The following is a 1351-nucleotide window of genomic DNA, read 5'->3' as shown; positions in this document are numbered from 1 at the left end:
TGACTTCGACGTTTTCCAGGACGCCCAGCGCGTCGGGCACCAGGATCGCGGCCGAGTAGTACGCGGTGACCAGGTACGAGATGATCGCCTGCTCGTCGATGCCCATGAAGCGGACCGACAGGCTCGGCTCGATCTCGTCCGGGATGCCGGCCTGCTGGAGCCCGATGACGCCCTGCTCGGCCTCGCCGGTACGCATGCAGATGATCGAGGTCGTACGGGCCTCGCTCACCGGGATCTTGTTGCACGGGAAGATCGGCACGCCGCGCCAGGCGGGCACGTGGTGGCCGCCCACCTCGACGGACTCGGGCACCAGGCCGCGCTTGTTGCACTCACGCCCGAAAGCGGCGATCGCACGCGGGTGGGCCAGGAACAGCTTGGAGCCGCGGCGCCGGGAGAGCAGCTCGTCCATGTCGTCGGGGCTCGGCACCCCGTCGTGCGGCTGGAGGCGCTGGCCGTAGTCGCAGTTGGTCAACAGGCCGAACTCCCGGTTGTTGACGAGCTCGTGCTCCTGGCGCTCGCGCAACGCCTCGACCGTGAGCCGCAACTGCTGCTCGGTCTGGTTCATCGGCTGGTTGTAGAGATCGGCGACGCGGCTGTGGACCTTCAGCACGGTCTGCGCGACGGAGAGTTCGTACTCGCGCGGCGAGCCCTCGTAGTCGACGTAGGTGTGCGGAATGACCGCTTCACCGACATGGCCCGCGGAGAGGTCGATCGCCGCTTCGCCGTAGTTGTTGGTGCGCTGGTCGGGCTGCGCCGAGGCCATCGCGAGGTGCGCGTGCAGCGACTCGGAGCGCTCCGCGAGGTTGAGCACGTCGGCCCGGGTCAGGATCAGGGCGGTGCACCCGGTGGTGGCACGGTAGGTGCACTCCCAGACGGCCTCGCCGGAGACCAGCGCCTGCTCGCCGAAGTGCGCCCCGTCGGCGAGGAAACCGAGCTCGGTCTCGTCACCGTACGGGCCGGTGCCGATCTTCTCGACCCGGCCGTGCGCCAGCAGGAACACCCGGTCGGTGACATCACCGGCGGCGGCGACGACCTCACCCGCCGCGAACTCGCGCTGCTCGCAGCGGCTGGCCAGCTCGGTCAGGGCCGCCTCGTCCTCGTAGTCCCGCAGCGCGGGCAGCTCGCCCAGCTCGGCGGGGATGACGGCGACCCGCTCGCCGGTCTGGACGAAGGTGATCCGCCCGTCCCCCACCGAGTAGCTGAGCCGTCGGTTCACCCGGTATGTACCGCCCTGCACCTGGACCCACGGCAGCATCCGCAGCAGCCAACGGGAGGTGATCTCCTGCATCTGCGGGACGGACTTGGTGGTGGTCGCCAAGTTCCGCGCGGCGGCTGTGCCGAGACTCTGCTG

1 protein-coding gene is annotated in these 1351 nt (G+C 69.7%); it reads right to left on the bottom strand.

Annotated features, from left to right (window positions below):
- On the bottom strand, positions 1-1351 hold a 1351-nt coding region (locus ADK54_RS14275; RefSeq protein WP_053725997.1), incomplete at both ends, for a family 2B encapsulin nanocompartment shell protein.

It is taken from the genome of Streptomyces sp. WM6378 (assembly GCF_001279695.1).
GTDB lineage: Bacteria > Actinomycetota > Actinomycetes > Streptomycetales > Streptomycetaceae > Streptomyces.
The sequence above is the reverse complement of the archived record's forward strand: the minus strand, read 5'-3'. Positions and strand labels throughout refer to the sequence as shown.